This window comes from Leisingera sp. JC1 (assembly GCF_001679925.1).
GTDB lineage: Bacteria > Pseudomonadota > Alphaproteobacteria > Rhodobacterales > Rhodobacteraceae > Leisingera.
The window spans coordinates 53,652-77,500 of sequence record NZ_LYUZ01000158.1 but is presented as its reverse complement, the minus strand read 5'-3'; the positions used below and the strand labels follow the sequence as shown (position 1 = coordinate 77,500).

The 23,849-nt window shown below is 63.8% G+C and carries 26 protein-coding genes; 11 read left to right on the top strand and 15 right to left on the bottom strand.

All coding sequences use genetic code 11. From position 1 onward, the window contains the following. Nucleotides 1-5: 5 nt before the first annotated feature. Entirely contained in the window at nt 6-1,244 is a 1,239-nt protein-coding gene (locus tag A9D60_RS24730; RefSeq protein ID WP_065270042.1) for an MFS transporter, read from the bottom strand. Nucleotides 1,245-1,375: 131 nt separating this feature from the next. Next, nucleotides 1,376-2,287: a DMT family transporter gene (locus A9D60_RS24725; protein WP_065270041.1), complete on the bottom strand. Its 912-nt coding sequence runs from the start codon at nt 2,285-2,287 to the stop codon at nt 1,376-1,378. A 431-nt stretch (nt 2,288-2,718) separates the two neighbouring features. Between A9D60_RS24725 and A9D60_RS24720 the strand changes: the two genes are divergently transcribed. The 4 genes from A9D60_RS24720 to A9D60_RS24705 all read left to right on the top strand — a co-directional run bounded on the left by A9D60_RS24720 (nt 2,719) and on the right by A9D60_RS24705 (nt 6,452). Then, nucleotides 2,719-3,894, top strand: a complete 1,176-nt coding sequence (locus tag A9D60_RS24720) for an aspartate aminotransferase family protein (protein WP_065270109.1) — start codon at nt 2,719-2,721, stop codon at nt 3,892-3,894. A 79-nt stretch (nt 3,895-3,973) separates the two neighbouring features. Next, nucleotides 3,974-4,900, top strand: coding sequence for an ornithine carbamoyltransferase (gene argF / locus A9D60_RS24715; RefSeq protein WP_065270040.1), 927 nt, complete (start codon nt 3,974-3,976; stop codon nt 4,898-4,900). A 165-nt stretch (nt 4,901-5,065) separates the two neighbouring features. Beyond that, on the top strand, nt 5,066-5,641 hold the full coding sequence (locus A9D60_RS24710; RefSeq protein ID WP_065270039.1) for an isochorismatase family protein: 576 nt from the start codon (nt 5,066-5,068) through the stop codon (nt 5,639-5,641). 91 nt (nt 5,642-5,732) lie between these two features. Continuing rightward, complete coding sequence (locus tag A9D60_RS24705) at nt 5,733-6,452, top strand: SDR family NAD(P)-dependent oxidoreductase (RefSeq protein ID WP_065270038.1); 720 nt, start codon at nt 5,733-5,735, stop codon at nt 6,450-6,452. A 74-nt stretch (nt 6,453-6,526) separates the two neighbouring features. On the opposite strand, the gene A9D60_RS24700 is transcribed toward A9D60_RS24705, so the two are convergent. From A9D60_RS24700 to hrpB, 3 genes are all read right to left on the bottom strand, one after another. Continuing rightward, nucleotides 6,527-8,008 (bottom strand): inorganic phosphate transporter, encoded by a 1,482-nt coding sequence (locus A9D60_RS24700; RefSeq protein ID WP_065270037.1) that lies wholly within the window; start codon nt 8,006-8,008, stop codon nt 6,527-6,529. A gap of 90 nt (nt 8,009-8,098) precedes the next feature. Next, nucleotides 8,099-8,557 (bottom strand): NUDIX hydrolase, encoded by a 459-nt coding sequence (locus A9D60_RS24695; protein ID WP_065270036.1) that lies wholly within the window; start codon nt 8,555-8,557, stop codon nt 8,099-8,101. A 291-nt stretch (nt 8,558-8,848) separates the two neighbouring features. After that, nucleotides 8,849-11,296 (bottom strand): ATP-dependent helicase HrpB, encoded by a 2,448-nt coding sequence (gene hrpB, locus A9D60_RS24690; protein WP_065270035.1) that lies wholly within the window; start codon nt 11,294-11,296, stop codon nt 8,849-8,851. Between the two features lie 200 nt (nt 11,297-11,496). Here hrpB and meaB point away from each other — a divergent pair, with 200 nt between their 5' ends. The 4 genes from meaB (at nt 11,497) to A9D60_RS24670 (ending at nt 13,992) form a co-directional block, all read left to right on the top strand. After that, nucleotides 11,497-12,474, top strand: coding sequence for a methylmalonyl Co-A mutase-associated GTPase MeaB (meaB, locus tag A9D60_RS24685; RefSeq protein WP_065270034.1), 978 nt, complete (start codon nt 11,497-11,499; stop codon nt 12,472-12,474). Between the two features lie 204 nt (nt 12,475-12,678). After that, complete coding sequence (gene rpmB / locus A9D60_RS24680) at nt 12,679-12,969, top strand: 50S ribosomal protein L28 (RefSeq protein WP_065270033.1); 291 nt, start codon at nt 12,679-12,681, stop codon at nt 12,967-12,969. A gap of 149 nt (nt 12,970-13,118) precedes the next feature. Next, entirely contained in the window at nt 13,119-13,457 is a 339-nt protein-coding gene (locus tag A9D60_RS24675; RefSeq protein WP_254656796.1) for a DUF2946 family protein, read from the top strand. A 52-nt stretch (nt 13,458-13,509) separates the two neighbouring features. Further along, nucleotides 13,510-13,992 carry a copper chaperone PCu(A)C gene (locus tag A9D60_RS24670; protein WP_065270031.1) on the top strand — a complete coding sequence of 161 codons (483 nt, stop codon included), beginning with the start codon at nt 13,510-13,512 and terminating at the stop codon, nt 13,990-13,992. An 89-nt stretch (nt 13,993-14,081) separates the two neighbouring features. Here A9D60_RS24670 and A9D60_RS24665 read toward each other — a convergent pair whose 3' ends face one another. Then, nucleotides 14,082-14,789: an NAD-dependent deacylase gene (locus tag A9D60_RS24665; protein ID WP_065270030.1), complete on the bottom strand. Its 708-nt coding sequence runs from the start codon at nt 14,787-14,789 to the stop codon at nt 14,082-14,084. 50 nt (nt 14,790-14,839) lie between these two features. On the opposite strand from A9D60_RS24665, the gene A9D60_RS24660 reads away from it, so the two are divergent. Then, nucleotides 14,840-15,277: a low molecular weight protein-tyrosine-phosphatase gene (locus A9D60_RS24660; protein ID WP_065270029.1), complete on the top strand. Its 438-nt coding sequence runs from the start codon at nt 14,840-14,842 to the stop codon at nt 15,275-15,277. Here the strand turns inward: A9D60_RS24660 and A9D60_RS24655 are convergent, their stop codons facing one another. The 5 genes from A9D60_RS24655 to A9D60_RS24635 all read right to left on the bottom strand — a co-directional run bounded on the left by A9D60_RS24655 (nt 15,278) and on the right by A9D60_RS24635 (nt 18,182). After that, nucleotides 15,278-16,243 (bottom strand): LysR family transcriptional regulator, encoded by a 966-nt coding sequence (locus A9D60_RS24655; protein ID WP_039185627.1) that lies wholly within the window; start codon nt 16,241-16,243, stop codon nt 15,278-15,280. Between the two features lie 166 nt (nt 16,244-16,409). Next, nucleotides 16,410-16,721 carry a hypothetical protein gene (locus tag A9D60_RS24650; RefSeq protein ID WP_065270028.1) on the bottom strand — a complete coding sequence of 104 codons (312 nt, stop codon included), beginning with the start codon at nt 16,719-16,721 and terminating at the stop codon, nt 16,410-16,412. Nucleotides 16,722-16,870: 149 nt separating this feature from the next. Further along, nucleotides 16,871-17,053, bottom strand: coding sequence for a hypothetical protein (locus tag A9D60_RS24645; protein ID WP_065270027.1), 183 nt, complete (start codon nt 17,051-17,053; stop codon nt 16,871-16,873). Nucleotides 17,054-17,276: 223 nt separating this feature from the next. After that, nucleotides 17,277-17,603, bottom strand: a complete 327-nt coding sequence (locus tag A9D60_RS24640) for a TraR/DksA family transcriptional regulator (protein WP_065270026.1) — start codon at nt 17,601-17,603, stop codon at nt 17,277-17,279. Nucleotides 17,604-17,702: 99 nt separating this feature from the next. Next, nucleotides 17,703-18,182 carry a hypothetical protein gene (locus tag A9D60_RS24635; RefSeq protein ID WP_141118056.1) on the bottom strand — a complete coding sequence of 160 codons (480 nt, stop codon included), beginning with the start codon at nt 18,180-18,182 and terminating at the stop codon, nt 17,703-17,705. 203 nt (nt 18,183-18,385) lie between these two features. Here A9D60_RS24635 and A9D60_RS25865 point away from each other — a divergent pair, with 203 nt between their 5' ends. Further along, complete coding sequence (locus tag A9D60_RS25865; RefSeq protein ID WP_019296116.1) at nt 18,386-18,523, top strand: entericidin A/B family lipoprotein; 138 nt, start codon at nt 18,386-18,388, stop codon at nt 18,521-18,523. Between the two features lie 73 nt (nt 18,524-18,596). Here A9D60_RS25865 and A9D60_RS24630 read toward each other — a convergent pair whose 3' ends face one another. From A9D60_RS24630 to lepA, 4 genes are all read right to left on the bottom strand, one after another. After that, complete coding sequence (locus A9D60_RS24630) at nt 18,597-18,836, bottom strand: hypothetical protein (protein WP_065270024.1); 240 nt, start codon at nt 18,834-18,836, stop codon at nt 18,597-18,599. 260 nt (nt 18,837-19,096) lie between these two features. Next, nucleotides 19,097-19,885 carry a pentapeptide repeat-containing protein gene (locus tag A9D60_RS25860; RefSeq protein ID WP_141118055.1) on the bottom strand — a complete coding sequence of 263 codons (789 nt, stop codon included), beginning with the start codon at nt 19,883-19,885 and terminating at the stop codon, nt 19,097-19,099. Further along, entirely contained in the window at nt 19,882-20,712 is an 831-nt protein-coding gene (locus A9D60_RS24620; RefSeq protein ID WP_065270022.1) for a hypothetical protein, read from the bottom strand. Before A9D60_RS24620 ends, A9D60_RS25860 begins: the two co-directional genes overlap by 4 nt. 91 nt (nt 20,713-20,803) lie before the next feature. Then, entirely contained in the window at nt 20,804-22,618 is a 1,815-nt protein-coding gene (gene lepA, locus A9D60_RS24615) for a translation elongation factor 4 (RefSeq protein ID WP_065270021.1), read from the bottom strand. Between the two features lie 46 nt (nt 22,619-22,664). Here lepA and A9D60_RS26400 point away from each other — a divergent pair, with 46 nt between their 5' ends. Further along, on the top strand, nt 22,665-23,804 hold the full coding sequence (locus tag A9D60_RS26400) for a hypothetical protein (RefSeq protein WP_141118054.1): 1,140 nt from the start codon (nt 22,665-22,667) through the stop codon (nt 23,802-23,804). Nucleotides 23,805-23,849: the final 45 nt, after the last annotated feature.

The following is a 23,849-nucleotide window of genomic DNA, read 5'->3' as shown; positions in this document are numbered from 1 at the left end:
CGCTGTTATTCCGCGGGCAACGGGTCTTCCGCTGACGGGGCTTCCGCCTTCTTGCGCCCCAGCCGCGGATGCAGCTTGCCTGCCAGCAGCGCGGCATAGGCGGCAGCTGCGGCGCCAGCCGCAAAGATGCCGGCCAGCGGAGAAACCATCAAGACCAGCCAGGCAGCCCCGGGCGTCAGGATGCCGGAGATATCCCGGTAGCTGGAGTAGACCGCCGACATCTCGGTCCGCTCGGAGGGTTTCACCGCCATCAGAAACGGCAGCCCGCCGCAGATATCCAAGAGGATCAGCGCTGCTGAGCCCGCCATCAGCAGGCCCACCGCAACCTCTGGCCAGCCCTGCAGCGCGGCTGCTCCGCCGAAACACAGGGTGACGATCAGAAAACCGGTGCGCACCGCCAGCCGGATCGAATGCCGCTGTACCCAGCGCTGCAGCAGCGGCGCGCCGAACAGGCAGGCGTTGGTCACGGACAGCAGGATGCCGCCCAGTTCCTGCCCCAGCCCTTTCTCGATGGCGAAAATCGGCAGGTAGACCACATAGATCCACCAGCCGGCTGAGCGGATCACCGCAAACAGAAAGCCGGTGATCAGCCGCGGCTGCTCCAGGAACCGCGGCAGGTATCTCAGCGGGTTGGAAGCCGGGCCGCGGGCGCGGGCGATCTGCTTGCCGTTGCCCATGCGCATCCACCAGAAGGCCGCCAGCATCAGGAGCGCGGCGGCGCCGGAAATCAGGAACGGAGCAGGCGGCCACCAATCCAGCAGCAGCACGCCTGCCATCGGCCCGGCGGTCCACCCAAGGGCTGAATAGAACATCCGCGAGGTCTCGCATTTGCCCAGCTCCACCCGGGAAATGTAGTCCAGCACATAGGCGTTGAAGCAGACAAAGGTGGTGACCGCCGCCACGGTGTTGAGCGCCAGCGCCGCCAGCACCGAGGCCGGGCTGCCCCCGATCGCCAGCGCTGCGGCCAGCACGAACATCGCCGCGCCCAGGGAGTAGGCCCAGCGGCGCGGCACCAGCCGCACCAGCGCGGGCACCATCAGCCCCGCCAGCAGCGACAGGATGCCGACCGCGAAATAGGAGGCCGAGACCAGCCCGGCATCCCCCAGCGCCCGGTACATGATCAGCGGAAACACCGAGATCAGCGTGCCGCGCACGACCGCCTCCAGCCCCGCCAGGATGCCGAAGTCCCGGACCGAGGGCACCGGCGCGTGGCGCAGCCATTCGGGGATTCGCCTTTCGTGCATGGGTATTCTCCTGTCCTGTTACAGGTCAGGGTGCCGTGCCGTGCAGGCGGAAATTGCCACTTTTCGACCTCGGCGTCGCCATGGGGCCATTGAATGCAAATAACTTTTTGTGAGGCCGGCTCCGGCGCGGGTTACTTCCCGGCCGCCGCCGCGCGGCCTGCAGGCGGGCGCACCCGGCCCTCGCGCCAGGCCAGAATGGCGGCCCCCGCCAGGATGATGCAGGCGCCAAGGAAGGAAATCGCATCCGGCACCACGCCAAAGCCAAGGAAGTCGTAAAGCGCCGCAAACACCAGCGTGGCATAGCTGAACGGCGCCACAAAGGACGCATCGGCCCGCGCCATGCCGTTGATGAAACAGGCCTGCGCGCAAGCCATCAAGAGCCCCAGCGCCGCAAGCGCCCCCCATTGGCCCGCGCTTGGCATCTGCCAGACCGGCAGCACCGCGCAACTGGCAATCATCATGCCCAGCAGGTTGTTGAACCACAGCACCTGCAGCGGCCCTTCGCGGCCTGCCAGCTTCTTGATGAAGATCAGCTCCAGCCCCATCACCGCCGCAGCCCCCAGGGCCAGCAGGGCCGCTGGCTGGAAACTGGCGGGTGTGGGCCGCAGCAGGATCATCGCGCCGATCATCGCAACCAGCGCCGCACCCCAGCGCCAGGGGCCGACCCGCTCGCCCAGGAGCGGGATGGCCAGCAGCATCCCGAAGACCGGGTTCAGGAAGGTGATCGCGGTGGCATCCGCCAGCGGGATATAGGCGACAGAGGCAAACATCAGCGTGACCCCGGCCCAGCCGAACGAAGTGCGCCCGATGTGATAGCCCCAATGCGGGCGGCTGAAGCGCGGGCGCAGGATCAGCACGGCAGTGGAAATCGCCATGAAGGCAAACAGGAAGCGCCCGTGGCTGATCTGCAGCGGATGCAGCGGCGCGCCCAGCACATCTGTCCCCAATGACTTGGCCAGCAGCGTGGTGCCCGCAATGAAGGTGGTTGCCGCCAGGATCAGGGCGGCGGCCAGGGCCGGGTTCTGCGGGGTGTTGCGCGTCATGGCACAACCGGTGCGGCAAGCCGCCGCGGGATGCAAGGGGAAAGGCTGCGGCAGCTGTCGTAAATTGCCGCCAGGGCGGGCGCGCTGCCCCCCGCAGGTTTGTAAGGAAGAGGGGCGCTGCCCCTCTTGGCCTGCGGCCAATTCACCCCGGAGTATTTCGCCAAAGGTGAATGGGCCAGGCGGCGCTTTGGCGGGGAGGGCTGCACAAAAGGGGTTTTCTTTCGCCAAAACCTCCACTATGGAACCCATCCATGATCAAACGCGCATATACCCCCATCTCGCGACGCCGACGCCGCCTGGCGTAACCGGCCCTTGATCCCCTGTGCCTGCCGTGCAGCACATCCCCCATCTGAAATCCATTGATCCACCGTTGACCCAAGGCCCTTGCTGATGCACAGCTTTGGCTTCCACCTTTGAAAAGGATGATCCCGATGATCCCGTCCGTTCTGCCGACCTACAACCGTGCCCCGCTTGAGTTCGTCAAAGGCGAAGGCGCCTGGCTGACCACGGCGGACGGGCGCCGCTTTCTGGATCTGGGCTCCGGCATCGCGGTCAACGCGCTGGGCCATGCCCATCCGGCACTGGTGGAGGCGCTGACCACCCAGGCGCAAGCCTTGTGGCATGTCTCCAACCTCTACCATATTCCCCAGCAGCAGGCGCTGGCGGACAAGCTGGTGGAGCATACCTTTGCCGATACCGTGTTTTTCACCAACTCCGGCACCGAGGCCTGCGAACTGGCGGTGAAGATGGCGCGCAAGTATTTCTATGACAAAGGCCAGCCGGAGCGGGTGGAGATCATCACCTTTGACGGCTCCTTCCATGGCCGGTCCTCTGCCGGCATCGCCGCCGCGGGCTCCGAGAAGATGGTCAAGGGCTTCGGCCCGCTGCTGCCCGGCTTCGTGCATCTGACCTTTGGCGATCTGGATGGCGTGACCAATGCGATCTCTGAGACAACCGCCGCGATCATGATCGAGCCGGTGCAGGGCGAGGGCGGCATCCGCCCGGTGCCGGATGCAGAACTGAAGGCGCTGCGGCAGATCTGCGATGAGCACGGCCTGTTGCTGATCCTGGATGAGGTGCAATGCGGCGTCGGGCGCACCGGCAAGCTGTTTGCCCATGAATGGGCGGGCATTACACCCGACATCATGATGGTGGCCAAGGGCATCGGCGGCGGCTTCCCGCTGGGCGCGGTGCTGGCCACCGAGGACGCCGCCAGCGGCATGACCGCAGGCACCCACGGCTCCACCTACGGCGGCAACCCGCTGGGCTGCGCGGTGGGCTGCGCGGTGATGGATCATGTGGCAGACCCGGACTTCCTGGCCGAGGTGAACCGCAAGGCGGGCCTGTTGCGGCAGAAGCTGGAAGGGCTGGTGGCCGACCATCCCGAGGTCTTTGAAGAGGTGCGCGGTTCCGGCCTGATGCTGGGCCTCAAGTGCAAGGCGGTGAACGCCGATGTGGTGAAGGCGGGCTATGACAACGCGCTGATCACCGTCCCGGCTGCCGACAACGTGATCCGCCTGCTGCCGCCGCTGACCCTGACCGATGAAGACATCGCTGAGGCCGTCAGCCGCCTGGAGAAAACCGCCGCCCAGGTCGAAGCCGCCTGATCTTCATCTTTGCAGAAATACTCCCGGGGGTCCGGGGGCAGGCAGCCCCCGGCCTTTGCCAGAACAAAGCGATACGACCATGAACCATTTTCTCGACATCCACAAAACCGACCCTGCCGACCTGCGCGCGATCATCGACCAGGCCAAGGCCACCAAACAGGCGCGCCTTGGCCGCCCCAAGGCGGCGCTGGATGATGAGCTGCCGCTGAAGGACCGGATGGTGGCGCTGATCTTCGAAAAACCCTCAACCCGGACCCGGGTGTCCTTTGACGTCGGAGTGCGCCAGATGGGCGGCCAGACCATGGTGCTGTCGGGCAAGGACATGCAGCTGGGCCATGGCGAGACCATCGCCGACACCGCCCGCGTCCTCAGCCGCTATGTCGACATGATCATGATCCGCACCTTTGACGAGACCGTGCTGACCGAGATGGCGGAATATTCCGACGTGCCGGTGATCAACGGCCTGACCGACCGCACCCACCCCTGCCAGATCATGGCCGACATTCAGACCTACGAGGAGCATCGCGGCTCCATCAAGGGCAAGAAGGTGGTGTGGGCTGGCGATGGCAACAATGTCTGCGCCTCCTTCATCCATGCAGCCGGCCAGTTCGGCTTCGACCTCACCTTCACCGGGCCTTCGCAGCTGGACCCGGAGGAGGAATTCATGGGACTGGCGCGCAAGGCGGGCTCCAAGGTTGTGGTCGAGCGGGATGCGGTGAAAGCCGTGGAAGGCGCCGATCTGGTCGTCGCAGACACCTGGGTGTCGATGCACGACAGCCAGTCCTCCAAGGAACGCCGCCACAACATGCTGCGGCCCTACCAGGTCAACGACGCGCTGATGGCCCACGCGAAGCCCGACGCGCTGTTCATGCACTGCCTGCCCGCCCACCGCGAGGAAGAAGTGACCTCCGCCGTGATGGATGGCCCGCAGTCGGTGATCTTTGACGAGGCCGAAAACCGCCTGCACGCGCAGAAAGCGGTCATGCGCTGGTGCCTGGGCGGCTGAGCTGCCAGCCATCCCGATTTTGCCAGGGCGCGCAGCAGGTGACACTGCTGCGCGCCTTTTTCGTGCGCTATGCGCCCGTGACGCAGGGGCATGGGAGTTTGCACTGGCCGCCGGACGCGGTTTCGGCAAACTTTCTGCCAAGGATTTCACCGCGAGGATTTTCCCATGGACCGCAGTACAGCCCTGTTGATCGTCGACATGCAGCAGGAGATGGCCAACGTGGCCGCCGCTGGCCGCCCGCAGGCCAACCCGGATGCGCAAGAGACAGTGGCAGAGCTGGCCGCGGCCTTCCGCACCGCGGATCTGCCGGTGGTGCACGTGATGCATGACGATCCGCGAACCGAGAGCAAGTTCCGCCGCGATCTGCCCAGCGGCCAGCCCTTGCCCTGTGCGGTGCCTCAGGCGGGCGAGGCGGTGTTCTGGAAAACCGGCTCCTCTGGGTTCTATGGCACCGGGCTGGAGCGTCATTTGCAGGACGCCGGCATCACCCGGCTGGTGATCGTGGGCGGCGTGGCGGCCTTCTGCGTCAACTCAACCGCCCGTTCTGCCGCCAACCTCGGGTTTGAAATCGAGGTGGTGGAGGATGCGCTGATCGCCTTTGATATGCCCGCGCGCAACGGCGGGATGCTGGATGCCGGGACCGTTCTGGAGGTTACGCTGTCAGCCCTGCACGCGGGCTTCGGCAAGGTGGTAACCTCGGCTGATGTTCTGGCGCAGCTGCCTGCCGCGGCAGAGGCCTGATGCAGCCAACGGCCAAAGCCTCCTTTTGGAATGACTTGTGTCTGCCCCGAATTGCCGTCAGCATTTCCCGTAGGACAGGGGAGGGCTGAACATGGCTCAGACATCATCCAAACCGCAGGCGCTCATCGTCGGGGCAGGGACCGGCCTGTCGGCGGCCTTTGCCCGGCAGCTCTCTGCTGCGGGCTATGCGGTGCATCTGGCGGCCCGCAATACGGACAAGCTGGAGAAGCTGGCGGCGGAGTCCGGGGCGGCGCTGCACGTGCTCGACGGCACTGACGCAGACGGAACTGCCGCGCTGATCGGCAGCCTGCCGGGTGATCTGCGTGTGGCCTGCTACAACCCTTCAGCCCGGCTGCGCGGCCCCATTGCGGAGCTGGACCCGGAGGCGGCGCGCAAGGCGGTGGAGGTCACCGCCTTTGGCGCCTTTGTGTTGGGCCAGACTGCGGCGCGGCGGATGCTTTCGCAGCAGCCAGAAAATGGGCGGCGCGGCACCATCCTGTTCACTGGCGCCTCGGCAGGCGTGAAGGGTTTTGCCCAGTCCGCGCCCTTTGCGATGGGCAAATTCGCGCAGCGCGGTCTGGCGCAATCCATGGCGCGGGAGCTGCATCCCAAGGGCATTCACGTCGCCTGGGTCAATATCGACGGCGGCATCCGTAATGCCGCCCGGCCGGAGCGGACAGAGGCCGCGGATAACCCCGACAGCATGCTGGACCCGGAGGCGATTGCCGCTGAGTACATGCATCTGATCCATCAGCACCGCTCCGCCTGGTCGGATGAACTGGTGCTGCGGCCCTGGGTGGAGCGGTTCTAGGGGCCTAAAACCAAGGCAAAGAAAAACCCCCGCAGTCGGACGGCGCGGGGGCTTTGATTTTCCGGCTGAACGGCTCAGCCGACGAAGGTGTTGAGCAGCAGGTAGATCACCGCCGACAGCAGCGCGGCGGCCGGAACAGTGATCACCCAGGCGGCCACGATGGTCATGAAGTGGCTGCGGCGCACCAGCTTGCGGCGGCGGCGTTCCTCCGGCGCGATGCGTTTGGCCTCCGGGCGGCCCGCGGCGGATTTCTTCAGGCGGCGCTCCATGTGCCACTCGCGGAAGAAGCCGACGCCGAACACTGCGCCCACTGCGATATGGGTGGAGGAGACCGGCAGACCCAGCCAGCTGGCCACGATCACGGTGATGGCGGCGGACAGCGACACGCAGTAGGCGCGCATAGGGTTCAGCTTGGTGATCTGGCTGCCGACCATGCGGATAAGCTTGGGGCCGAACAGGAACAAGCCAAAGGAGATGCCGAAGGCGCCGATCACCATGACCCAGGTCGGGATTGCCACCTTGGCGGCAAAATCGCCGAACTCGGTGGCGTGCACGATGGCGGCCAGCGGGCCGACCGCGTTGGCAACGTCATTGGCGCCATGGGCAAAGGACAAGAGGCCCGCGGAGATCACCAGCGGCAGGCCGAACAGCGCCTTCAGCGACTTGTTGCGGTTCTCCATACCCTCGGACTGGCGCTTGATCAGCGGCGCGGTGATCACATAGGAGACCGCCCCGACGCCGGCACCGATCAGCAGCGCGGTTTCGAGATCGATTTTGACGATCTTTTTCAGGCCTTTGAGGGCCAGGTACGCACCAAATGCGCCTGCCATGATGGCGACTAGCACCGGCACCCAGCGGCGCGCGGCTGCGATCTTGTCGTCCTGATAGATGATCCTGGCCTTGATGAAGGCAAGGAACAGGGCCGCGATGATACCGCCCAGAACCGGCGAAATGACCCAGCTGGCGGCGATCTTGCCCATGGTGGGCCAGTTCACCGCGGCGGTGCCTGCCGCTGCCACACCGGCACCCAGCACGCCGCCCACGACTGAGTGGGTGGTGGAGACCGGCGCGCCGACCCAGGTGGCCAGGTTCACCCACAGCGCCGAGGAGATTAGCGCCGCCATCATCGCCCAGATGAAAATGCTGCTGCTGCTCACCGCGGCGGGGTCGATGATACCCTTGGAAATGGTCGAGACCACATCGCCGCCTGCCAGCAGGGCGCCTGCGCTTTCACAGATGGCGGCAATCACGATGGCGCCGCCCATGGTCAGCGCATTTGCGCCCACCGCCGGCCCCATGTTGTTAGCAACGTCATTGGCGCCGATGTTGATCGCCATATAGGCGCCGAAGGCCGCGGCGGCGATCACCACCATGCTCATCGCCGAGCCGCCGAAGAAGACGCCGGCGGCAAGGCCCGCCAGCACGATGAAGGCCAGGGCGATGCCCGGACCCACCAGCGGGCGGGAGACATAGCTTGTGGCCAGTTCAAGCTGGGAGATCCGGTTCAGATCCCTGTCCAGCGTGTTCCATTGAGTGCGCTGCGGTGCATCGCTCATCGTCGCATTCCTGATTCCGAGGTCTGCGCACGCGCCTATAGCCGCTCCGAAGGCGGTTCAAGCGTTTGACATAAAAATGTCACATAACTTTTACAATTGGCGTAAAACGGCCTGCAATTGCGGTTCCTGCACCAGCTCTGCGGCCTGGGCCGGTGCCATCCACTGGCGGGTCCGTTCCGCGGATTCCGGATAGTCTTCCTCCAGCTGCTCCACCTCGGCTGAGAAGATCAGCGTGGTCACCGGCTCGTCCAGCCCGTGCTCGCGGCGCTTTACATAGTGGTACTCGCCGATCGGCTGCTTGGAGATGTGCGCTTTCCTGACGCCGGCTTCTTCCCAGGCTTCCTGCAGCGCCGAGGCCGGACCATCCTTGCCCTCGACCGGCCAGCCCTTGGGGATGATCCAGCGGCCGGTGCCGCGGCTGGTAATCATCAGCACTTCCTTGCCCTCCGCGCCCATGCGGTAGCACAGGGCGGCAACTTGCAGGCGGTTGGGTCGTTTCAGCATCGGCCTGAGGATTTCCTCCCAGGCGCGGGTCAGGGTGCGGGTCATGTCTGCTCAGCCTTGATGTGTTGGGTTTGTCCCGGTTTTTTGTGCGTAGTTGTGGAAAAATATGCATTATTGCCCGAAGATTCAAGGCGGGCGGCGGGGCCGGGCCGGAATTCTGCATCTGACAGGTATTTTTTACGGTGCTATGGCGCCGGAAGTCACCGATCGCGGAAAACCGTGAAAATGCGCTTAAACCCCGGCGCAGGCAGAAGGCGGGGCTCCCGCCCGCTGATCCGCGCATCACGGATGCGCTGCCAGCCGTTGGGCCGGGCAGCGCGGCTGCGTAATGCGGCGCTACTTTCGCCGTTTCGCCCTGAGCGTGGGGTCTTCCTGGGTCGGGTCCTCGGGCCAGGGGTGCTTGGGGTACTGGGCGCGCATGTCCTTGCGCACATCGGCATAAGAACCGGCCCAGAAGCCGGGCAGATCGCGGGTGATCTGGATCGGGCGCTGGGCGGGCGACAAGAGCGAGACCTTCAACGGCACGCCGCCCACGGACGGATGCCGGGTGACGCCGAACATCTCCTGCAGGCGGACCGAGATTTCCGGGATCTCGCCGTCATAGCTGATCGGGATCTTGCGCCCAAGCGGGGTGGTGAAACTGCCCGGCGCCTCGCGGTCCAGCACCTGCGTCTGTTCCCAGCTGAGCGCGGCCTTCAGCGCGGGCAGCAGGTCAAAGCGTTTCCAGTCCTCGGCCGATTTCACCCCGTCCAGCATCGGCAGCAGCCAGTGCTCCAAACTGTTTGTCAGGCCGGGCAGGGAAAAGTCCGGCAGGTCAAAGCCTTCCGCCCGCACCAGCTCCACCCGTGCTGCCAGCCGCGCCGCCGCACCTGACAGTCGCAGGCCGAGGTCGCGCACGCCGTCGAGCATGGCTTGCGCCACCGCCTCCGGCGGCACCTCCTTCCAGATCCGGTCATCCAGCACCACGGCGCCAAAGCGCTCCTGCTGGCGGGCCGCCACCCGCCGGTCGCGCTTGGACCATTCGCAGCTGTCCTCCCAGGCAATCTGATCGGCAAACAGCTCGCGGATTTCACCCAGCGAAATCTGCGCCGCCATGCGGATCTTCGCTTCGCGCGGGTTGCCGTCGGTATCCAGCGCCACGATGAACGGCGCCCCCGCTAGCGTGTCGCCGCCATCCAGAATGGCACCCTTGCCGCCGGACAGCACGAACCGCGGGCTGTCGCCCTTGCGGCGCTGGCCGACGCGGTCCGGATAGGCGAGGGCGGCCATCATCGCGGCAGACAGGCCTGCATCCCGGCGGCCCGCCTGTTTCTCCAGCCGCCGCGCCTCGCTCTTGATCCGCTCCGCTACCGGGCGGTTCAGCTGATAGGGGTGATTGCGCGCAAAGCCCTTTGCATCCCGCAGCGCCTTCAGCCGCAAGGACAGATCCGCAGGCGCGCCGCGCAGCGGGTCGCGTTCGCCCAACAGCGCCGCCAAGGGGGCAGCCGCAGGGCCTGCTTGCAACAGCATATGGCCAAGCCGCGGATGCAAGGGCAGGGCGGCCAGCGCCTTGCCGTGCTCGGTGATCCGGCCCTGAGCATCCAGCGCCCCCAGCATGGCAAGCAGCGCCTGCGCCTCTGCCATCGCACCCGCGGGCGGCTGGGTCAGGAACATCAGATCGTCCGGTGCCGCACCCCACAACGCCAGCTCCAGCGCCAGCGCGGTCAGGTCGGCGCTTTCGATCTCGGCCGGCGGAAACGCCATCAGCGCACCTTCCTCGCCCTTGGTCCAGAGCCGGTAGCAGATGCCCTCTGCCACCCGGCCCGCGCGGCCCTGGCGCTGGGTGGCTTCGGCGCGGGTCACTTTCTCAGTCACCAGCCGCGACATGCCGGAGCCGGGATCAAACCGGGCACGGCGCGCCTGGCCCATATCCACCACCACGCGGATGTCCTGAATGGTCAGCGAGGTCTCGGCAATCGAGGTCGCCAGCACCACCTTGCGGCCCTGCGCCTCGGGCTGGATCGCTGCGCGCTGCTCGGCAAAGGGCAGGGCGCCGAACAGCGGCCGGATATGGCAGTGGCCCGGCAGGCGCTTCTCCAGCGCGCCGGCGGCGCGGCGGATCTCGCCCTCGCCGGGCAGGAACACCAGAATGCCGCCGCCGGTGGCCTTGGTATCCCTTTCAGCTTGCACCACCAGATCCGCCAAGGCGTCCACGCGCCGCGCCTGGGCGGGCAGCGGGCGCTCCAGCCAGCGGGTCTCTACCGGGTAGCTGCGCCCCTCAGATGTCACCATCGGCGCATCCATCAGCGCTGCCACCGGCCCGGCGTCCAGCGTTGCCGACATCGCCAGCAGCATCAGGTCATCCCGCAGCGCGCCTGCGACTTCCAGGCATAAGCCAAGACCAAGATCGGCGTTCAGCGAGCGTTCGTGGAATTCGTCAAAGATCACCGCGCCGACACCTGGCAAGTCCGGGTCCGATTGCAGCATCCGGGTCAGGATGCCCTCGGTCACCACCTCGATGCGGGTGGATTTGGAGACCTTGGCATCGCCGCGCACCCTGTAGCCGACGGTCTGGCCGGGTTTCTCCCCCAGCGTTTCCGCCATCCGCTCCGCTGCGGCTCGGGCGGCTAGGCGGCGGGGTTCCAGCATCACGATGCGGCCCTTTGTCAGCCCGGCCTCCAGCATCGCCAGCGGCACCCGCGTGGTCTTGCCCGCGCCGGGCGGGGCCTGCAGCACGGCACGGCCGCGGGCGCGCAGGGCGGTCAGCAGTTCGGGGAGGGCGTCTTCGATCGGCAATCTGGTCATTCCCGCCTTATCGCCAAAGCGGAGGGGGAGGTCTAGCGGCCAGTCTGCCCCGGCGCGTTTGCGCAAACCGCATCAGGCGCGGCGGATTTGCCGCCTTTCCTGCGGCGTGCGCTGATGTAGGGTGCGCGCCAGACGGCAGGGGCTGGACTTTGCGGCGCGGCTTGCGCCAAGGTCCAGCCCATCAAGACAGGAAGGCGCGCATGGACACCGGACAATTGACACAGAAGATCCTCGACGGCGACCGCCGGGCGCTGGCCCGTGCCATCACCCTGGTGGAAAGCGGCCGCGAGGATCACCGCGCCAAGGCGGGCGAACTGCTGTCGGAGCTGGCCAAGCACAAGCGCCAGTCGCTGCGCATCGGCCTGTCGGGCACGCCGGGCGTTGGCAAATCCACCTTCATCGAAAGCTTCGGCATGATGCTGACCGGGCTTGGCCTGCGCGTCGCGGTTCTGGCGGTTGATCCCAGCTCCGCCCGCTCCGGCGGGTCCATTCTGGGCGACAAGACCCGGATGGAGCGCCTCAGCCGCGAGCGCAATGCCTTCATCCGACCGTCCCCCAGCCAGAGCCACCTGGGCGGCGTCGCCCGCCGCTCCCGCGAAGCGGTTTCCTTATGCGAGGCGGCAGGCTTTGACGTGGTGCTGATCGAAACCGTCGGCGTTGGCCAGTCGGAAACCGTGGTGGCAGAGATGTCGGACCTGTTCCTGCTGCTGCTGGCGCCTGCTGGCGGTGATGAGCTGCAGGGGGTGAAGCGCGGCATCATGGAAATGGCCGACCTCATTCTGGTGAACAAGGCCGACGGGCCGCTGAAACCCGTCGCCACCCGCACCTGCGCCGACTACGCCGGCGCCCTGCGGCTGTTGCGCAAGCGCCCGCAGGACCCCGAGGGTTTCCCCAAGGCGCTGATGGTCTCCGCTGTTGAAGAGCACGGGCTGGACAAGGCCTGGGAAGAAATGCAGGCGCTGACCGCCTGGCGCAAGGAGAACAGCCATTGGGACCGCCGCCGCGCCGATCAGGCCTGCTACTGGTTCGATCAGGAAGTGCGCCAAGCGCTCTTGGCACGGCTGGAAACACCGGACGCCAAGGCGCAGATGGCGGAGCTGGCGGGAACAGTTGCCGAGGGCGGCAAAAGCCCGGGCGAGGCGGCGCGGATCATGCTGAAGGCGCTGGGCGCGTCCTGAGGCCCCTCCGGCAGGGCCGCAGGCCCCTTGCAGCGGGCCGGAAAAGGGTGCAGTAAGCCCGGCAAGAAAGCTGAGTTGAATCACTTGACGCTGTTGCCGGTTGAGCGTAAGAGCAGCGGACCAGTTTTCGGGCGCAGCCAATGGCCGCGCCCCTTGTGATTTGGCGCCGGACTGCCGGAGCCTCCAGAAACGAAGGATGAAGATATGTCGCGCCGTTGCGAACTGACCGGAAAAGGCCCGATGACTGGCAACAATGTCAGCCACGCCAACAACAAAACCAAGCGCCGCTTTCTGCCCAACCTGAACGACGTGACCCTGCAGTCCGAAGTTCTGGGCCGTGGCGTCAAGCTGAAGATCTCCGCAGCAGCCCTGCGCTCTGTCGACCACCGCGGCGGCCTGGACGCGTTCCTGGCCAAAGCCAAGGACGAAGAGCTGTCGGCAAACGCGCTGAAAGTGAAGAAAGAGATCGCCAAGGCACAAGCCGCACAGGCTTAATTCCCTGGCCTGATCCCTTCACCGGATCGGATTACACACACCGCGCAGAGGCAACTCTGCGCGGTGTTTGCGTTTGCGCAATCTGCCGCAGGATTGCGCCTTGCAGACGGCTTGCCTTGGGGGCATATCTGCCTGCGATGATACCCGCCTTGCGCATATTCCTTGGCCTGTTCCTGGCCCTGGCCGTTGCCTTGACGGCGCACAGCGCCGCAGCCCGGCAGGGGGAACGTAACGCTGCGGGCCAGATGGTGATCTGCACCGGCACCGGTCCGGTCACCATCTATGTGGACAGCGAGGGCCAGCCGGCCAAGCCGCCGCACAATTGCCCCGACTGCGTGATGCATGTGCTGGACGCGGTGGCGCCGCCTGCAGGGCTGTTGCCACCGGTTGCGGTTTGCAGCGAAGTGACAGCCGATCAGCAGGCCGCACTGGCCTCAGTGCAGCATATCCTGCAGGCCAGCGCCCGTGCGCCGCCAGCGGCTGCCTGACCGCCCCCTTACCCATCTGAAATTTGAAAACCCTGCTATGAGGAGACTGAAAATGTCCCTGAAGTCTGTTGTCTTTGCAGCTGCGGCTGCTGCTGCCTTTGCCACTTCTGCCTTTGCTGGCGATGCCATGATCATGGTGCATGACCAATACGCGCGGGTATCTTCCCCGGCGGCCAAGGCCGGTGCCGCCTTCATGGAGATCATGAACAAGGGCGAGGCCGATGATCAGCTGATCGACGTGCGTTCCGACGTGGCCGCCAAGGTGCAGCTGCACACCCACAAGGAAGGCGATGACGGCGTCATGAAGATGATGCATGTGGAGGAAGGCTTTGCTGTGCCCGCAGGCGAAACCCACATGCTGAAGCGCGGCGGCGACCACATCATGTTCATGGGCCTGAACCAGGAACTGAACCACGGCGACGTGGTGAAGGTTACGCTGGTGTTCGAGAAGGCCGGCGAGGTCGAGGTCGAAGTGCCGGTTGATCTGGAGCGCAAGGCCCAGGGCCACGGCGATCACTCCACCCACTCCAACTGATCCCGTGACGAGAAGGGCGGGCGCGGCGTCAGGCCGCGCTGCGGCCCTCCTGCGCGCCCAAAGCCCGCCGCTTGGCGGGCTTTTGCCGTCTAGGGCCGGCCCAGCAGCTCCGCCACCCAGGCGGGCACGGTTTCGCTGGCGGGGCCAAAGCGGCGCTCTGCAAAGCGGGAGGCGGTGGCCGACGGCTCCAGGTTCAATTCCACCGTATGCGCCCCCGCCAGATGCGCCTCATCGACAAAGGCCGCGGCCGGGTAGACCTCGCCCGAGGTGCCGATGGCGGCAAACAGATCCGCCCCGGCCAGATGGGCGTAGATCTCCTCCATGTAATACGGCATTTCGCCGAACCAAACCACGTCGGGCCGCCCCGCAGGCGCGGCGCAGGCGGGGCAGGGCTGGCCGGTTTGCATCTGCATTGGCGCAGCCCAGCGGTGGCTGCACGCACCGCACAGCGCCCCTGCCAGGGTGCCATGCATGTGCAGCACCGCGTTAGCACCGCCAGCCTCATGCAGCCCGTCCACGTTCTGGGTGACAATCACCACCTCGCCCGGATGGTCCGCCTGCAGCCGCGCCAGCGCCTGATGCGCCGGGTTGGGTTCAGCGCCCGCCGCCTGAACGCGGCGCGCATTGTAGAACCCGTGAACCAGATCCGGATTGCGTGCGAAGCCCTCCGGCGTCGCCACATCCTCGATCCGGTGCTGCGCCCAGAGGCCGCCTTCGTCGCGGAAGGTGCCCAGACCGCTTTCAGCGGAAATCCCGGCGCCGGTCAGGATCACGATCTTCCGGCTGCTCTTTCCCATCGCTGCAGAACCTCCTATCACTGGCCCTGTCCAGCAGGAGCCATGACCCAATGCCTACCCGTATTCTGTTTGTCTGCCTAGGAAACATCTGCCGCTCGCCGGCCGCCGAGGGTGTGTTCCGGGCGCTGAGCCCGGAGGTTGAGACCGACAGTGCAGGCACCGCGTCCTACCACGTGGGAGAGCCGCCCTACGGCCCGATGCAGGCGGCGGCACAGGCGCGGGGACTGGATATTTCGGACCTGCGCGCCCGCCAGTTCCGGCGCGGCGATTTCGAGGCTTTCGACCTGATCATTGCCATGGATGACAGCAACCTGGAGAACATCGAGGCGCTGCGCCCCGCGGGCAGCGAAACCCCGGTGCGCCTGTTCACCGACTACGCGCCGGAAACCGGCGCGGATCATGTGCCGGATCCCTATTACACCCGTGACTTCGACGGCTGCCTGGACCTGATCGAACAGGCCGCCAAGGGCCTCAAGGCGGCGCTGTAGTTACTCGCCTATCACCCTGAAACCGCCCGCCAGGAACGGCATCTGCTGCACCGCAGGGTCGATCATATGGCTCTGCACCAGGCGGCGCACGGTTTCAGCCACGTCCCGCGGCACCCGGTCGGCCCAGTCGGCAGCAGTGAACAAAGAAATCGTCCGGGACATCTCCCCGAAGGGCAGCGGAAAAGCGTCAATCTGGTCGTGGAACCGGCCCGCGCGCATGTACCCCAGCGGCGTGGTGATCGCCCAGCCGATCCGCCGCGCCACCATCGCCATCAGCGCCAGATGCGAACCGACCTCGAAACGGTCCTCGAACTCCAGCTTCTGGCGCCCCAAAAGCCCCTCGATCTGCTGCGAGATAAGCTGCTCGCGGGCATAACGCAGAAACGGCAGGTCCTGCAGCTGCTCCGCCGCCTGCGCCGCATCCGAGACCGCGCCGCGCGGCGCCACCAGGATGAAGGGATCGCGCACCAGCGGGTATTCCACCAGCCCCTCATGCAAGCCCCCGGCAGTGGCGGCAATGGCGATATGCAGCTCCCGCGCTTCCATCGCCCGCACCACGTCATGGCTGGAGGCGGTGATCATCTTGAACCGGCATTGGGTCAGGCTGTCGGCCAGGATGGTGGCCAGCCGCGGCGTCAGGTCATTGTCGAAATCGTCAATCAGCCCGATCGACAGCGCCTGCAGGTGGGTAAGGTCCATCACCGTCAGCTCGCTCTGGGCCAGCCGCAGTTCGCCCAGCACCGCCTCGGTCCGTGCCAGGAAGCTGCGCCCGGCGGCGGTCAGCACCATCGGGCGGCGGCCATGGTCGATCAGCTCGCTGTCCAGCGCCTTTTCCAGGTTCCGCATCTGCTGGCTGACGGCCGGCTGGCTGAGCCCGGTCATCTCGGCGGCCTGCGCCACGGACCCGGTCTTGGCCAAGGCCTCAAACACTTCCAGCCCGCGCAAGGAAACGCCCTTGATCAACATATCAACTGCTCCAATACCTTAGGCCGTTCTTTGCGGATTGAGGCTGCGCGGGTCAAGGGTGGCAATGCCGCAGTCTTTCCCCCTTGCGAAAATGCCGCAGTGCGAATGCATCAATAGAAAAGGCGCCCCGAAGGACGCCCCCAGCAATCGTGAATGTGCCGCCGCCTCAGCCGCAGCTGCGTGCCGCATGGTCGCCAAAGGCCTTGTAGCGCAGCCACAGCCGCTCGTCGTTGCGGTTGGAGGACTGGCGCACCACCTGGGCCTGGTGCGGATCGGCAAACCACTTGGAGACGGTCTTGCGCTCGGAGGCGGTCAGGCTGACGTTGGCCACCTTCTGGATGCAGTTGCACAGCGAAGGCGAGGCCGCAGTGCGGTCCGACTGGCGGCAGGCGCGCTCAATCGAGCCCGCCTCAGCACCCGCGGGTGCCAGTGCTGCAAGAAATCCAGCGCATAGCGCGGTTGTCAGGAAAATTTTCATCTGCTCATGCCCCGTTCTTGGCAAGCGGGTCTGATGCCCGCGGAATTGGCCATAGTATGGCGCAATCCGGCGCCGTTTTCAATCGTGGTAAACGGGGAGTGAGGGCGGCTGGAGCGCCGCCTTCCGCGGCCCTCCAGCGCTGGTTTCGCTCAGGTCTGGTTCGGCCCGCGCATCGCGCGGACGGCCTGGCGGACGGCTTTCCAGTCTGCCGCCTCGCTGTCCTTGCCGGCCTCTTCGCAGGCGCGCATCTTCTGCGCGGCTTCGGCCTCGGCCTTGTCGCCATGCGCGCTGTAGAGCGCGCGGGCATATTCAGCGGCTTTGATTGCATCCATGCGGATCGTCCTCCGTTGCTTGTGTCTTCCGCCACAAGGGGTGCGCGTCCCGGGTACCGCAGCAGTATAGCGCATTTCTGCGCGACGTGCAGGCGGCGCGGAGAATTTGCCGGGTTTTGGCAGGGATGCGCGGAGGGCAGGGGCCGTCCGCGGGCCGCAGCCGGGCGGCCTGAATGCCCGGCCCCGGCAGGTTGCGCCGAAAGGATACGGCTGGTGCCGCCATTTATCCTGCCGCAGCGCCGGCGCAGGTCTTGCACAGCGGGGCGGCGGGCAGCAGGTCCAGCCGCGCGTCCGAAATCCGCTCGCCGCAGGCCGCGCAGATGCCATAGGTGCCCGCCTTGATCCGCTCCAGTGCAGCATCAATCCGGCGCAGTTCATCCAGCTCTGCATTGCCGAGGCTTTCCAGCACCTCGTCGCCCTGGCGCTCCGACGCGCGGTCCTCCCAGTCCTGCGGCATCGGCGCGTCCAGCGTGTGCTCCACCTTGCTCAGATGCCCGGTCAGCTCGGCGCGGCGCGCCTCCAGCGCCTGTTTGCGGGTTGATAGGTCCATGGTTCTGCCTCCTTTTGCGGTGCGTTCTCCACGCTAGCGGCGCTGCCGGCTTTGGCCTTGATTTGTGTCAACAGCGCAGCCGCCTGCCCGAAGGGGCTGTCAGAACATGCAGAGGAGAAACTGTTCAATTCTGCTGGAGCCGAGCAGCACGACCAGCGCATTCAGCAGCATCGCGGCGCCTATCACACAATGAATGACCGTGTCCCCTGTCACCCGGGGAAGCCGCTTGGCCTTGGCAATGATGCCGTCTCCATCCTGCCAGGTGAATTTGCCCTCCAGATAGCGGTTTATCCCGGGCAGGAAGCGGTCGCGCACCTCGATGTCCCGCCGCATCACCAGCAGAACCGCCAGCAGGGCCAGGAAGCTGACGCCATTCAGCAGCCGCTCTGTCAGGCCCGGCAGATCAAGCCCGTAGGTGCCTGCCAGCACCGCAAGCTGGATGGAAATCACATGCTGCACACGGCTCCAGAGCAGGCCGTTCTGGTGCCGGTACTGGTTCAGCAGCTCTTGGAAAATGGCGATGTTTTCAGAAGCTTCCCCGCTGAATTGCGGGCCTGCCCCGCCTCCGTCCTGTGCCACAAGCGCGCTCCCCCATTGCTCCGCTTTGACGGACACCCGCGCAGCGGGCGCCCTGCCGCAGGAGATAGCCCGGAAACCGGCTTCAGCAACCATGACGCGATCCGCGCCGGAGACGTCTCCTCTCAGGACCCTCTGGCGCAGGCGCGGACAGCTTGCTAGACATCAGTAAAAGAGGATTGAGCAGAGATGAGGAGCCTTCACCGATGATGCGGATTTTTGCCTGCGCGCTGATGCTGCTGGGGCTGGCAGCCTGTGAGACCGCTAAGGGCGCCGGGCGCGACATTTCCAAGGCCGGCAACGCCATCAGCGGCGCGGCGCAGGACGTGCAGGACGCGCTGTAAGCGCAGCTGCCTGCGTGAGGAGATGCAAAACGCCCGGTGTTCCGCCGGGCGTTTTCTGTTTCGGGGGCGGGCCTCAGATCCCCAGCATCGCCTTGGCTTCCGCCAGGGTTTCGACCGAGGCGCCGTGGTCGCCCGCGTCATGCTGGGCCTGCCCCTCGTCGCGCAGTTCCTGGACGGTTGCGAGGTCTTCCTCCGACAGTTCGGTGCCTGCGGCCAGCGCGGCGTCGATGGCGGCAATATCGGCGGGGCATTGCCCGGCCAGAAGCGGCGACGCCAGGAGGGTGATCGCGGCGGCCAAAGTCAGATGTTTCATGGTGTACTCCTCCCCAGATGAACGGGGCGGAGAATAGCATGGAACGGGTGGGTTTTCAGCGGGTTGGTGCGGAGAGGCCGCGGATGGGCGGAGAGTGGCGCATGGGGGCGGGGCTGGAGGAAAGGGCTGCCTGCACTCCAGGGTAAAAAAGGTCCTAACCACGCAAATTGTTCCTAGAGCCCGAGGCAAGAAGAGTTCAATCAGCACACACAAGGCAGAACCCGGACCTTGTAGGCGGGATGTGAATCAATCACTTAACCTCACAGGAGGTCGTAACCCGCCTCCATTAAGTACCCCCTCTTTCTGGCATCAAAGCCTTTCAACCAAGGTTTTGTCGCAAAATTCCCAATCCCATGCTCCAAGTCCCAAATCTCTGGCTGCTCCTGTAGGAAGTCCGCCAGCAATTCATAAAGGGCCATGGATCGTACTTCACCTGGGACGCGAAGCCTAGGGTGATATGCCTTTAGCCCCTCTTGTGCCGTAAACAAATAATAGAGAAGCCTACACTTACTCGGAGCCGTCAGGCGTTTATTTTTCGTCGACAGGCAGCGGCGCACGATTGAGATCGGCTTTGGGTGCTCAAGGTAGCCCGCAACCATTAAAGTCAAAGCAAAAATCTTGAAAACTATGCTTTTGTCAAAACGACCTTTGTCAGAAAATTCTTCAAGCACGACGTCGACGAGCCCGCAAACTCGCAGCAACTCATCAAAGCTTTCAAGCCTTTCATACCAACGACTTTTAGTGCTCACCGAGTCTAGGCACGACGCGAGATCAAAAACTGCAGAAGTAAAACCTGAACCACGTAAAGAATAGCGAAAATTCTTTAGGGTTTTAAGTGACTGCGTATCCCAAGTGCAACCTCTCAAATCAGCGAAAGAAAAGTCAAAGCCCGTGAGTTCAGATTTTCTAAAATCTGCGCCGCTTAAATCAGCTTCCCGAAGATCCCTTTCAGGGTTTAACCCGGACAATGTCACGAGAACATCAAATCGGTCATCAGGTGACGTAGCAACGGCATCAATTGCTTCCTCAGAGCGTGTATCAACTTTCAATCTTGGTACTCCGCTTTGATTTCGGCGAATCCGACGTCCACATAGTCACTAGTTCCTTGAATTTGCTCCCCATCCACCAAGGATTGGCCTTCTACTTTCGCCCTGCGAACTAACTCTTGAACGATTATTTCCTTGTTTCGCGACAAGGAAGCATCGTCGTTTTCGTTTCCCAACCGCACCTTCAGAGAGCGGCGTGGAATCCGCAACCACACTCTTATAAGAACAACTTTTCCAGAAGACATAACTTGGCAGAGAGGGACGAAAACCTCCTCACCGTTAGTTAACCTAACCAATCCTAGATACTTTCCATCGAGTATACCGGGCGGTGTTGGCTCCAAGATCTGCCACCTTCCCTGCGGTCTCGCAACGACCCTCTGCAGGGTTTTCTCGCTGGTCAGCTGCCCTTTACCCTCACTCTCAATGGATACAGAGCCTCCTAGCCCAAAATCAATTCCTGACTCAACTTTCGAACCTCCACCGATTACGCCACCCACCTTAGCTCTCAAACTTGCACTGCTGGCTTTCTTTTGTGAGCGAATATCACTTAGCTCAATTTTTAAAGTTTCTCCTTGCGTTAAGGTTTTTTCGCCGTACCTCGATCCCCTTACAACAGATCCACCGCTGATGGTAATTTTAACTTCCGCTTCTGCCGCCCAAACATCCAAGTGCGTTTTTTGAGTTTTCACAACTTCTTTAAAAAACTCAACATCAAGTTCAACGGGGAAATTGTCAGCGCTCGTGCCTTGCTCTGGCGCCCAAAGGTGCATCTCTGCGATTGAAATGGATGTTGGTTGGTTGTAGACGTCGAAATTGGACCTGTTGGACATTCCTTAATACAAACCTCACTTCATCTTACAAAATAAAAAAGGTGGAGACTTAACTCCACCTTTTATAGACAATCACCAAGAATACTTTCAATCACGAGTCCATCTTGAGCGCCGAGATGAATGCCTCCTGCGGGATGTCCACCTTGCCGAACTGACGCATCTTCTTCTTGCCCGCTTTTTGCTTGTCCAGCAGTTTCCGCTTCCGCGTCGCGTCGCCGCCGTAGCACTTGGCGGTCACGTCCTTGCGCAGGGCGGAGAGGGTCTCGCGGGCGATCACCTTGCCGCCGATGGCGGCCTGGATCGGGATCTTGAACATGTGGCGCGGGATCAGCTCTTTCAGCTTCTCACACATCGCCCGGCCGCGCATCTCGGCGCGGTCGCGGTGGACCATGGTGGAGAGCGCATCGACCGGCTCGTCATTCACCAGCACCGACATCTTGACCAGGTTGTCCTGGCGGTAGCCGGTCATCTGGTAGTCGAAGGAGGCATAGCCCTTGGTCACCGATTTCAGGCGGTCGTAGAAGTCGAACACCACCTCGTTCAGCGGCAGGTCATAGACCACCATGGCGCGGGAGCCGGCGTAGGACAGGTCCATCTGGATGCCGCGGCGGTCCTGGCAGAGCTTCAGCACGTCGCCGAGGTATTCGTCCGGCACCAGGATGGTCGCCTTGATGCGCGGCTCCTGGATGTGGTCGACCTTGGAGGGGTCGGGCATGTCGGCGGGGTTGTGCAGCTCGATCATCTCGCCGGGCACGTTGTCCTTGCCCTTCATATAGACGTGGTAGATCACGCTCGGCGCGGTGGTGATCAGCTCGATGTTGTATTCGCGTTCGATCCGGTCGCGGATCACCTCCAGGTGCAACAGGCCGAGGAAGCCGCAGCGGAAGCCGAAGCCGAGGGCGGCGGAGGTTTCCATTTCGAAGCTGAAGGAGGCGTCGTTCAGGGCCAGCTTGTCGATGGCGTCGCGCAGGTCCTCGAATTCGGCGGAATCAACCGGGAACAAGCCGCAGAACACCACCGGCTGCGCGGGTTTGAAGCCCGGCAGCGCTTTTTCGGTGCCGTTGCGGTCGTTGGTGATGGTGTCGCCGACGCGGGTGTCGCGCACCTGCTTGATCGAGGCGGTGAGGAAGCCGATCTCGCCCGGCCCCAGCTCATCCACCACCTGCATGGCGGGGCGGAACACGCCGATGCGGTCAACGTGGTGCAGGGTGTTGTTCGACATGAACTTGACGCGCATGCCTTTCTTCAGGACGCCGTCCATGATGCGGACCAGAACGATCACGCCGAGGTAGCTGTCGTACCAGGAGTCCACCAGCATCGCCTTCAGCGGCGCGTCCCGGGTGCCCTGCGGCGCGGGCAGATGCTGGACGATCGCCTCCAGCGTTTCGCGGATGCCCTGGCCGGTCTTGGCCGAGACCTGAATGGCGCCGGTGGCGTCGATGCCGATCACATCCTCGATCTGCTCCGCCACCCGGTCGCAGTCCGATGCGGGCAGGTCGATCTTGTTCAGGACGGGAACGATCTCATGATCCGCATCAATCGCCTGGTAGACGTTGGCCAGCGTCTGCGCCTCCACCCCTTGGGTCGAGTCCACGACCAGCAGCGAGCCTTCAACCGCGCGCATGGAGCGGGAGACCTCATAGGCAAAGTCGACGTGGCCGGGGGTGTCGATCAGGTTCAGCACATAGGTCTCGCCGTTCTGCGCGGTGTAGTCGATGCGCACGGTGTTGGCCTTGATGGTGATCCCGCGCTCGCGCTCGATGTCCATGGCGTCGAGCAGCTGCTCCTTCATATCGCGGTCCTTCACCGTTCCGGTCTCCTGGATGAGCCGGTCAGCGAGGGTGGATTTGCCATGGTCGATATGGGCGACGATGGAGAAATTGCGGATGTGAGCGAGGTCAGTCATGCTGAGGCATATGATTTGGATTCGGGGTTTGGTCAAGGTGGATTGAATGGACGTGAACCACGATTATCGTAGAGAGATTGCCGCACTACCTGACTTACCTGCACGGTTCTTAACCGCAGTTTCTACACGAATATTCATGCGAGGCTTGTACCTGGCTGCGGACGACCCTCCGTTCCTGTCCACTGAGTACCTTTTAGACTTCTTCCGTGGGCTGTTGGATATCAGTCTGGAGAGCATCGGCACAAGAGTTCACACAACGAGCGAAACTTCTTGGCATTGGGATTTCTCTGACGACGAAGTGGTTTGCAGCTTAACTCGCCCCTCCGTGGGAACCGACGTTACAATTCTGGAAGATGGCACGATCTATGAACTTGCCACTCCCATCAATGGCGTTGATAAACACTCTAGGATAGTAGCTTCCACATTCGTACGGCCTGCGTCTATACGCAATATTGTTGAGCTAGGAGACCTTAAAGATGACATCGAATTGGTAGCAAGTCTTGAAGGCACCCAAAGCCTGTTCGAAATTCCGCTTTGGCGTGCTCCAGCCCCGCACATTCAAACTGATATTGTGAAACTCCTTGGTTTCCTTGAGGCGACAGACAATGACTGGTCCTTTTGGACAGAGTGGCTCAAGGGCCTTCTAGACGGCAGACCGTTAGACTGGGAACTCCAGCACCAAGTAGCACTGATCGACGATGCCATTTGGGACGCTGGCCCCGAAGCCGTCGCCGCCGAAATCGAGCGCATCCGCCGCCATTTCGAACTGGAGCAGGAAGTCGCCCGCCTCAAGGAACAGCTGGCGGCAGTTGAACGCACTCCTGCAGCCGCTCTGATCGGAGACAATGGCGGGCCGCCGCTGGAGGATGCTGCGGTGCGGGCCTTGCAGACCGACCTTGCGCTGATCTGGAAACAGGTTGAGGAACTGGAGGAGGAGATCGCGAAACCGTCGCCCTCCCCGTCGCTGCTGGAAAAGATCGCCAAGACTCTTTGGGAGATTTCCCTGCGCATGGCGGCCTACTGCGGGTCCGTTGCGGACGGCATGATCCGCGAGGGAACCAAGGAATTGGCGAAAGCCGGCGCAAAATGGACCGCTGGGGCAACAGTCGTCACCTTCACGGCGCAAACCGAAAGCGTTCAATCGGTTGTCAAAGCCATTGGGGCTTTTGTCAAAGCGCTCCAATAGGCTGAAAGCTCCCGCCCGGCTGCAAGGCCGGGCCGCGCCTCCCCA

Bases quoted from the DNA above. Each gene is read 5' to 3' on its own strand.
- A9D60_RS24730 (WP_065270042.1), bottom strand. From the start codon at position 1,244: ATGCACGAAAGGCGAATCCCCGAATGGCTGCGCCACGCGCCGGTGCCC.
- A9D60_RS24725 (WP_065270041.1), bottom strand. From the start codon at position 2,287: ATGACGCGCAACACCCCGCAGAACCCGGCCCTGGCCGCCGCCCTGATC.
- A9D60_RS24720 (WP_065270109.1), top strand. From the start codon at position 2,719: ATGATCCCGTCCGTTCTGCCGACCTACAACCGTGCCCCGCTTGAGTTC.
- argF (WP_065270040.1), top strand. From the start codon at position 3,974: ATGAACCATTTTCTCGACATCCACAAAACCGACCCTGCCGACCTGCGC.
- A9D60_RS24710 (WP_065270039.1), top strand. From the start codon at position 5,066: ATGGACCGCAGTACAGCCCTGTTGATCGTCGACATGCAGCAGGAGATG.
- A9D60_RS24705 (WP_065270038.1), top strand. From the start codon at position 5,733: ATGGCTCAGACATCATCCAAACCGCAGGCGCTCATCGTCGGGGCAGGG.
- A9D60_RS24700 (WP_065270037.1), bottom strand. From the start codon at position 8,008: ATGAGCGATGCACCGCAGCGCACTCAATGGAACACGCTGGACAGGGAT.
- A9D60_RS24695 (WP_065270036.1), bottom strand. From the start codon at position 8,557: ATGACCCGCACCCTGACCCGCGCCTGGGAGGAAATCCTCAGGCCGATG.
- hrpB (WP_065270035.1), bottom strand. From the start codon at position 11,296: ATGACCAGATTGCCGATCGAAGACGCCCTCCCCGAACTGCTGACCGCC.
- meaB (WP_065270034.1), top strand. From the start codon at position 11,497: ATGGACACCGGACAATTGACACAGAAGATCCTCGACGGCGACCGCCGG.
- rpmB (WP_065270033.1), top strand. From the start codon at position 12,679: ATGTCGCGCCGTTGCGAACTGACCGGAAAAGGCCCGATGACTGGCAAC.
- A9D60_RS24670 (WP_065270031.1), top strand. From the start codon at position 13,510: ATGTCCCTGAAGTCTGTTGTCTTTGCAGCTGCGGCTGCTGCTGCCTTT.
- A9D60_RS24665 (WP_065270030.1), bottom strand. From the start codon at position 14,789: ATGGGAAAGAGCAGCCGGAAGATCGTGATCCTGACCGGCGCCGGGATT.
- A9D60_RS24660 (WP_065270029.1), top strand. From the start codon at position 14,840: ATGCCTACCCGTATTCTGTTTGTCTGCCTAGGAAACATCTGCCGCTCG.
- A9D60_RS24655 (WP_039185627.1), bottom strand. From the start codon at position 16,243: ATGTTGATCAAGGGCGTTTCCTTGCGCGGGCTGGAAGTGTTTGAGGCC.
- A9D60_RS24650 (WP_065270028.1), bottom strand. From the start codon at position 16,721: ATGAAAATTTTCCTGACAACCGCGCTATGCGCTGGATTTCTTGCAGCA.
- A9D60_RS24645 (WP_065270027.1), bottom strand. From the start codon at position 17,053: ATGGATGCAATCAAAGCCGCTGAATATGCCCGCGCGCTCTACAGCGCG.
- A9D60_RS24640 (WP_065270026.1), bottom strand. From the start codon at position 17,603: ATGGACCTATCAACCCGCAAACAGGCGCTGGAGGCGCGCCGCGCCGAG.
- A9D60_RS25865 (WP_019296116.1), top strand. From the start codon at position 18,386: ATGATGCGGATTTTTGCCTGCGCGCTGATGCTGCTGGGGCTGGCAGCC.
- A9D60_RS24630 (WP_065270024.1), bottom strand. From the start codon at position 18,836: ATGAAACATCTGACTTTGGCCGCCGCGATCACCCTCCTGGCGTCGCCG.
- A9D60_RS24620 (WP_065270022.1), bottom strand. From the start codon at position 20,712: ATGTCCAACAGGTCCAATTTCGACGTCTACAACCAACCAACATCCATT.
- lepA (WP_065270021.1), bottom strand. From the start codon at position 22,618: ATGACTGACCTCGCTCACATCCGCAATTTCTCCATCGTCGCCCATATC.
- A9D60_RS26400 (WP_141118054.1), top strand. From the start codon at position 22,665: ATGGACGTGAACCACGATTATCGTAGAGAGATTGCCGCACTACCTGAC.